This is a genomic window from Peptoniphilus sp. DNF00840 (genome assembly GCF_001553125.1).
In the GTDB taxonomy this organism is placed as follows: Bacteria; Bacillota; Clostridia; order Tissierellales; family Peptoniphilaceae; genus Peptoniphilus_A; species Peptoniphilus_A vaginalis.
This window is the reverse complement of the sequence record NZ_KQ960204.1, coordinates 1-6472: the sequence shown is the minus strand read 5'-3', so window position 1 is coordinate 6472 and position 6472 is coordinate 1. Positions and strand designations below refer to the sequence as shown.

General features: G+C 37.0%; 6 protein-coding genes. 2 read left to right on the top strand and 4 right to left on the bottom strand.

Features of this window, described 5'->3' with window-relative positions:
• Positions 1-307: 307 nt before the first annotated feature.
• Together HMPREF1864_RS03745 and HMPREF1864_RS03740 are read right to left on the bottom strand one after the other, a co-directional pair.
• Positions 308-2194, bottom strand: a complete 1887-nt coding sequence (locus HMPREF1864_RS03745; RefSeq protein ID WP_062571510.1) for an ABC-F family ATP-binding cassette domain-containing protein — start codon at positions 2192-2194, stop codon at positions 308-310.
• Positions 2195-2511: 317 nt separating this feature from the next.
• Entirely contained in the window at positions 2512-3258 is a 747-nt protein-coding gene (locus HMPREF1864_RS03740; protein WP_062571509.1) for an IclR family transcriptional regulator, read from the bottom strand.
• A 448-nt stretch (positions 3259-3706) separates the two neighbouring features.
• Here HMPREF1864_RS03740 and HMPREF1864_RS03735 point away from each other — a divergent pair, with 448 nt between their 5' ends.
• Both HMPREF1864_RS03735 and HMPREF1864_RS03730 read left to right on the top strand, forming a co-directional pair.
• On the top strand, positions 3707-3979 hold the full coding sequence (locus HMPREF1864_RS03735) for an autorepressor SdpR family transcription factor (protein ID WP_062571508.1): 273 nt from the start codon (positions 3707-3709) through the stop codon (positions 3977-3979).
• Entirely contained in the window at positions 3969-4610 is a 642-nt protein-coding gene (locus HMPREF1864_RS03730; RefSeq protein ID WP_062571507.1) for an SdpI family protein, read from the top strand. The genes HMPREF1864_RS03735 and HMPREF1864_RS03730 overlap by 11 nt, the downstream gene beginning before the upstream one ends.
• A gap of 83 nt (positions 4611-4693) precedes the next feature.
• Here HMPREF1864_RS03730 and HMPREF1864_RS03725 read toward each other — a convergent pair whose 3' ends face one another.
• On the bottom strand, positions 4694-5488 hold the full coding sequence (locus tag HMPREF1864_RS03725; protein WP_062571506.1) for a carbon-nitrogen hydrolase family protein: 795 nt from the start codon (positions 5486-5488) through the stop codon (positions 4694-4696).
• A 7-nt stretch (positions 5489-5495) separates the two neighbouring features.
• On the bottom strand, positions 5496-6371 hold the full coding sequence (locus HMPREF1864_RS03720; protein ID WP_062571505.1) for an undecaprenyl-diphosphate phosphatase: 876 nt from the start codon (positions 6369-6371) through the stop codon (positions 5496-5498).
• Positions 6372-6472 lie beyond the last annotated feature (101 nt).

The window sequence follows — 6472 nt, the reverse complement described above, 5'->3', positions numbered from 1 at the left end:
CAGGAATTATTCCTGGGTTTGTCTACAATCTGAGAGCTTTTTCTTAGCTCTTTTATTTTTTTACCCACAAAAGTGGATAAGTTTTATGAAATTGTGGATAAGATTGTATAAATCTTATAAAATTTCCTTAAATTTCTTGTAAAATTACAAACTTTTCTTGTTTTATGATAAGATTTTCAAAATGTGCATGAATTGTGCAGAACTTTTCAAGACAAATGTTTAAATTCTTGTGGATAATGTGGATAAATCTGGGGATAAAGTCTTTATCACAAGTAGGCTTGTGGAGAAAAATTTTATTAATTTTTTATCAATCCTCAAGTTCCATCCATTTTTCATAGAGGTCTTCTAAAGTATTTGCAAGGCTTTCACGCTCTATTGATAAATCACTTGCTAGTTGATAATCGCTGTAAGTGTTAGAGTCTGCAAGTTTAGAGTCGATTGTGGATAACTTTTCTTCGATTGTTGAAATCTCTTTCTCAATTTTTTCTTTTTCCTTGCGAAGGACCTTATTTTTTTTGCGTTCTTCTCTCTCTTCACGCTTTTCCTTTTCAATTTCTGTTCTTGACTTGTAGTCATGGTCAAGACCTTCCACCTCTGTTGTCTTTTCAAGATAGTAATCGTAGTTGCCAAGGAAGCTGTTGATGCCCGACTCTGTCATTTCAAAAATTTTATCAACAGTCTTATTTAAAAAGTACCTGTCGTGGGATATGGATAGGACTGTTCCATCGTACTTTAAGAGGGCATCTTCAAGGATTTCCTTTGAGTCGATATCCAAGTGATTGGTAGGCTCGTCAAGGACAAGAAAGTTTGCCCCCTTTAGCATAATTTTTAAAAGTGAAAGTCTTCCACGTTCTCCACCAGATAGTTCGTCAACGGTCTTAAAGATGTCGTCGCCCACAAAGAGAAACTCTGCTAAGTATTTTCGAATTTGGAAGTGTTCAAGCTTTGGAAACTCGTCCCAAATTTCATCCATGACAGTCTTGTCTAAGTTTAAGTTGTCCAACTCTTGATAGAAAAATGCAACCTCAACATTAGACCCAAGTTTAACTTCTCCAGAGCTTGGAGAAAGTTCTCCAGCAATTATCTTAAAGAGGGTGGACTTGCCCACACCGTTGGGACCAATGAGACCAATCTTGTCGTTTTTGTAAACAAAGGCACTTAAGTCATGAAAGACTTGGTGGTCGCCAAAGGACTTTGAAAGGTCCTTGATCTCCAAGACATCCTTGCCTGAAGTTTTATTTGGCGTGAAGTGGAGATTGGTCTTCTTGTTAGATGCTGGCATCTCAATCCTCTGCATCTTATCAAGCATCTTCTTACGGCTCTTGCCCTGCTTGATGAACCTGTCACGTCCCAGATTCATATACCTCTTTATAATCTCTTCCTGCCTCTTGATTTCCTTTTGCTGGTCCTCGTACTGCCTCTTCAAGACTTCAAAATCCTTCTTCCTCTGCCTCATGTAGGTGTCGTAGTTGCCCTTGTAGGATTTGGTTTCTCCATTTTCCAAGAGGACGATCTTGGAGACAATGTTGTTTAAGAAGTACCTGTCGTGACTGATTATTATAACAGCCTTGTCAATGTCCTTTAGATATTTTTCAAGCCAAGAGATTGCCCCAATGTCTAAGTGGTTGGTAGGCTCGTCAAGTAAGAGCAGGTCTGCCTCTTCAAGGAGGAGCATGGCTAGTGCCACACGAGACTTTTGCCCACCAGATAGGGTGGAGATGTCCTTGTCAAAGTCCTCTTCTGTGAAGCCAAGACCAATTAGGGTCCCCCTTATCTTTGAATTATAAGAATAGCCATCCCTCTTGTGAAACTCGTCTTGGAGCCTTTGGTACTTCATTAGCTCTTCATCGAGATTGTCAGGGTTGGCGGCAATTATGTGTTCTTGATTTCTCAAGTTTTTTTCAAGTTCTATTAGGTCAGCAAAGATTGAAAGGCAGTTGTCGTAAATGGACCCTTCAGTGTGAAGGCTAAGTTGTTGCTCTAGGTAACCAACCTTTAAATCCTTCTTCCTAAAAATTTCTCCTTCGTCGTAGGAAAGATTTTCTGTAATTATATTAAAAAGAGTGGACTTGCCACTTCCGTTGATTCCAATAAGGCCAATTTTATCCTTGTCCTCAACTATTAGGTTTCCAGCTCTAATAGTTTCTTCATCAATATAGGATTTTTTTATATTCGTTAAACTAAGTATCGGCATAATGACCTCCCAGATACATTTTAACAAATTTGGAGGGCCTTTAAAAGAAGCTAGGCTTGTGAAGTAGCTTGGAAAGCTTTGAATACTAAAATAGGGTGAGCCTATGGGATCTTGTGACTTAGTAAAAATTTACGACTTGATAGAAATTTGTGAGTTGATAAAAAATAATGACTTTATAAGAATTTATGACTTTATATAAGTTTATGACTTTATAAATTTTTGTGACTTAGTAAGAATTTGTAAGTTAAGTTAAATTAAATCTATGAAAACAAAAAAAGTCAATAAAAAAACTCTACCTTTAAAAGTAGAGTTAATAATTAATCTGAGTATCCTAAATTCTTTGAAAATTCAATTCCAGCATTTTTCACTGCTTCAATGTATTCTTTTTTAGAAGCCTCGTTGATCCTTTCCTTTGGTATGACAACGCCAATAGCTCCCACAAGTTGGTCCTTGTAGTTAAAGACTGGGGCGCCAATCCCAATAACTGAATCAATGTATTCTGAATCGGAAACAGAAAATTTGTTGTTCCTTATTTGCATTAAATCATGCCTCAGAGCTTCCTTGTCAACAGGTGCATCAAGGTATTCGGAAAGGTCCTTCTTTAAGTAGTAGTTTATATAGTCATCAGTTTGAAAGGCCAAGATAGTCTTTCTTATTGCTCCCTTGTGGAGGTCAATTTCTATGCCAAAATTTTCCACAATCTTTAGGGAATGCTTGCCTTCAGCCTTTGAAAGCATAAGGCCCTTGTCGCCAGACTTTATGACAAAATAAGAGTCCTCATTGGTCATATCAGACAAGTTTTCAAGGACTGCCTTGCCAACAGCTTGTGGATCAAGCTTTGAGGATGCCTTAATGCCAAGGGGAATTAGGGCAGGTCCCAGACCATAGAGGTGGGTCCTTTCGTCCTTTGACACAAATCCAACCCCTATTAGGGTGGAGAGAATCCTGTGGGCTGTGCTTGGGGGTATATTTAAAAATTCAGAAATTTCTGCAATTGTAAGCTCTCTATTTTCACTCTTTAAGATGTCTAAAACATTAGCTGCCTTGACTAAACTTTGAATCATAATTTCACCTTCCAACTTTAATTATACCACATACTGGAAACTATTTCATTCTTAGAAATTAATGAAGCATAAGTTAATCTAATCGTAAGGAAAGAGAAGAGACTTTTTATTATTATAAGTTAAATTTATATTTTTTGATGAAAAAGTTAATTAAAGTTAATGTTTTGATTTTTTTATTTTTTGTGGGAGAGAATATTTTTTATTATGCAAGAAGATATTTGTTGCTTTAAAAAATTCTAAAATGTTAGAAGTTAGTAAGTTTTAAAAATTGAAAGCAAGTAATTCAAAAAAAATTAAATTCCCAGAAAAGAGAAAGATGTGAAAAACAAAAATAAAAACTATTTAGATAAATTTCAAAATAGTCTTGACATAGAGAAAAAATTTTATATAATTAAATTAACAATTTAGATAATTATCGAAATAGAATTAAAGGAAGGGAAGTGATCCAGTGTTTTCTGATACCTTTAAGGCCTTGTCAGACCCCGTTAGGCTAGAGATTTTAAATATGCTTAGGTCAGGCAGGATGAATGCAGGAGAAATTGCCGACAAGTTTGACCTATCCAAGGCGACAATCTCCCACCACCTAAAAATTTTAAAAGACCAAGATCTAATTTACGAAGAAAAGGAAAAGAACTTTATTTACTACGAACTCAACACTTCAGTTTTTGAAGAAATACTTACATGGATTGTGAAATTCAAAGGAGGTCCAGATGAAAAATAAATTTAAACTAAGAAAAGATTCAATAATTTCCATTGTCGCATCAATTTTACTTGTAATAATTTTTAATCTCTTGTTTTACCACAAGATGCCAGCAGAACTTCCAACTCACTGGAATTTCCAAGGAGAAGCCGATGACTATAGCTCAAAGTTTCATGCTATGGTAGTAATTCAAGGCTTTCTTGTACTTATGAATGCCTTCCTCTGCTTTATGCTAGACAGTGACCCAAAAAATAAGAAACAATTTAACCTTGTAATGACAATAAGTAAGCTTTCCATGCCCGCAATAATGCTTTTGATTTATATAATAACAGTTATGGCAGGATTTGGAAGAGAGGTAAAGGTGTCAACGATACTTCCAATTTTTATTGGTCTTTTATTTATCGCCATTGGCAACTACCTTCCAAAGATAAAGAGGAACTACACTATGGGGATAAAGCTACCTTGGACCCTTAACAGCGACGAGAACTGGAGAAGGACTCACAGGCTTGGTGGAATTTGCTTTATAATAATTGGACTTTCCCTAATCCTTTCAGTATTTTTAAAGAGTGAAATTGTATTTTTAGTTCCACTTATACTTGGTGGAATAATTCCAGCAATTTATTCTTACTATCTTTACACAAAGGGAATTTAAAAAAAGCCTTGTTTAACTTCCAAGGCATAAAAAAGCTCTTGCAGAATTTTTGCAAGAGTTTCTTTTTTGTAAATTTTTATAACTTATAATTTTCTATTTTTCCTCGATATTTCAAGGGGAAGTTTTTCTCTTTCTCTTTTGACCTTACTTGCTTCTAATTCTAAGACTGCGTAGTTTTTGTCTTCGCCAAGGTCCACTTCTATCTTGCCACTTGGGTCAACTATAAGAGAGTGGGCGTAGGCATTTTTTGACAAGTCATGGTCTCTTGCTATGGCAGGTGAGACTAGATAGCATTGGGTGTCAACTGCACGGGCTCTGTTTAAGAGGTGGAAGTGAACTTCGCCAGTCTTCTTCATAAAGGTTGAAGGGACAAAGATGACTTCTGCTCCATAGTCCCTAAAAGTTTGGAAGAGTTCTGGAAACCTCAAGTCAAAACAAATTGCGAGGCCAAAAGTTCCGTACTCTGTTTCAAAAACTCCAAGGGACTTGCCACCAGAGATTGTGGCAGACTCCTTATAGCCTTCGATGTCGAAGAGGTGGATCTTGGAGTACCTGTAGATTTCTCTGCCAGCCTTATCAAAGACATAGGACCTGTTGTAGATCTTGTCCCCTGACTTAATTGGAATAGACCCACCAATTAGGTAGACCTCATTGTCCCTTGCCACCTGGCTCATCTTCTCATAAGTTTCGCCAAAGTCCTCTTCAGCAAATTTTGTGAAGTAGGAGTTTTGGTAGGGGCAGTTCCACATCTCAGGTAGACAAACTACATCTGCTCCTTTTTTCTTTACAAGGTCTATAGATTCTTCCATTGTCTTTAAGTTTTCTTCCTTGTCGCCCTTAGCAGGCAGCTGAATTATTCCAACCTTAAAATCTTTCATAGGCACCTCATATTAAATTTAAAAAGCCAAGACATAGGACCACTAAGCCGAGGACAATCCTGTAGTATCCAAAGGGAATGAAGTCGTGTTCACGAACGTAGCCCAAGAATTTTTTGATAACAACAAGGGCAACGATATAGGAGATTATACCTCCAAGAAGGATCAAGAACCATTGCCATAGGCTGAAGGAAAATCCAATTTTTAAAATCTTTAGGGCAGTTGCGCCAAGCATGGTTGGGACTGCTAGATAAAAGGAAAACTTGGCAGCACTTGTTCTTGAACAACCAAGTAGCATGGCTCCAATAATTGTCGCCGCTGAACGAGATGTGCCTGGCACCATGGCAAGGCATTGGAAGAAGCCAATGAAGAGGGCAGTCTTTAGTCCAATGTCATTTAGGGTCTCGTACTTAAAGTCCTTACCCTTGTTATTTTTTTCCATAAAAATAATTACTATCCCGTAAAGGATAAGTGCGATAGCAACTGTAATGGGATTAAAGAGATGGGCATCGATGAAGTCATCTAAGATGAAGCCAAAGAAGGCTGCTGGCAAGAAGCCCACAATGATCTTTGCAATTAGTCTCATTGTCTCAAGGTCCCTGTACTTGAATTTTTCTTTTAAGCTTAGTTCATTGTACTTTTCTTCTCCAAGAAGAGGAAGTAATTTTCCCTTGGCAATTGGATTGATGTCATAGAAGTAGAGATAAACTACTGCTAGGATGGCACCAAGTTGGATGATGACACTAAAGGCATTGGAAAAGGCCTTGGGTTCAAGTTTTATAAAGCTGTCAGCTATTATAAGGTGGCCTGTTGATGATACAGGCAAAAATTCTGTAAGTCCCTCGATGATGCCGAGGAAGATTACTTTTATTAAATCTAAAATCATATTAACCTCCAATATTTTTTCAAAGCTTATTATAACATTTGTCGCAAAAAAAATAAAAGACCCTGGCTTTTGAACTGACCCCCAAAAGTTGGACTAACAAA

Excerpts from the sequence above, each read along its gene's own strand:
- HMPREF1864_RS03730 (WP_062571507.1), top strand. The coding sequence starts at position 3,969 with ATGAAAAATAAATTTAAACTAAGAAAAGATTCAATAATTTCCATTGTC.
- HMPREF1864_RS03745 (WP_062571510.1), bottom strand. The coding sequence starts at position 2,194 with ATGCCGATACTTAGTTTAACGAATATAAAAAAATCCTATATTGATGAA.
- HMPREF1864_RS03740 (WP_062571509.1), bottom strand. The coding sequence starts at position 3,258 with ATGATTCAAAGTTTAGTCAAGGCAGCTAATGTTTTAGACATCTTAAAG.
- HMPREF1864_RS03725 (WP_062571506.1), bottom strand. The coding sequence starts at position 5,488 with ATGAAAGATTTTAAGGTTGGAATAATTCAGCTGCCTGCTAAGGGCGAC.
- HMPREF1864_RS03720 (WP_062571505.1), bottom strand. The coding sequence starts at position 6,371 with ATGATTTTAGATTTAATAAAAGTAATCTTCCTCGGCATCATCGAGGGA.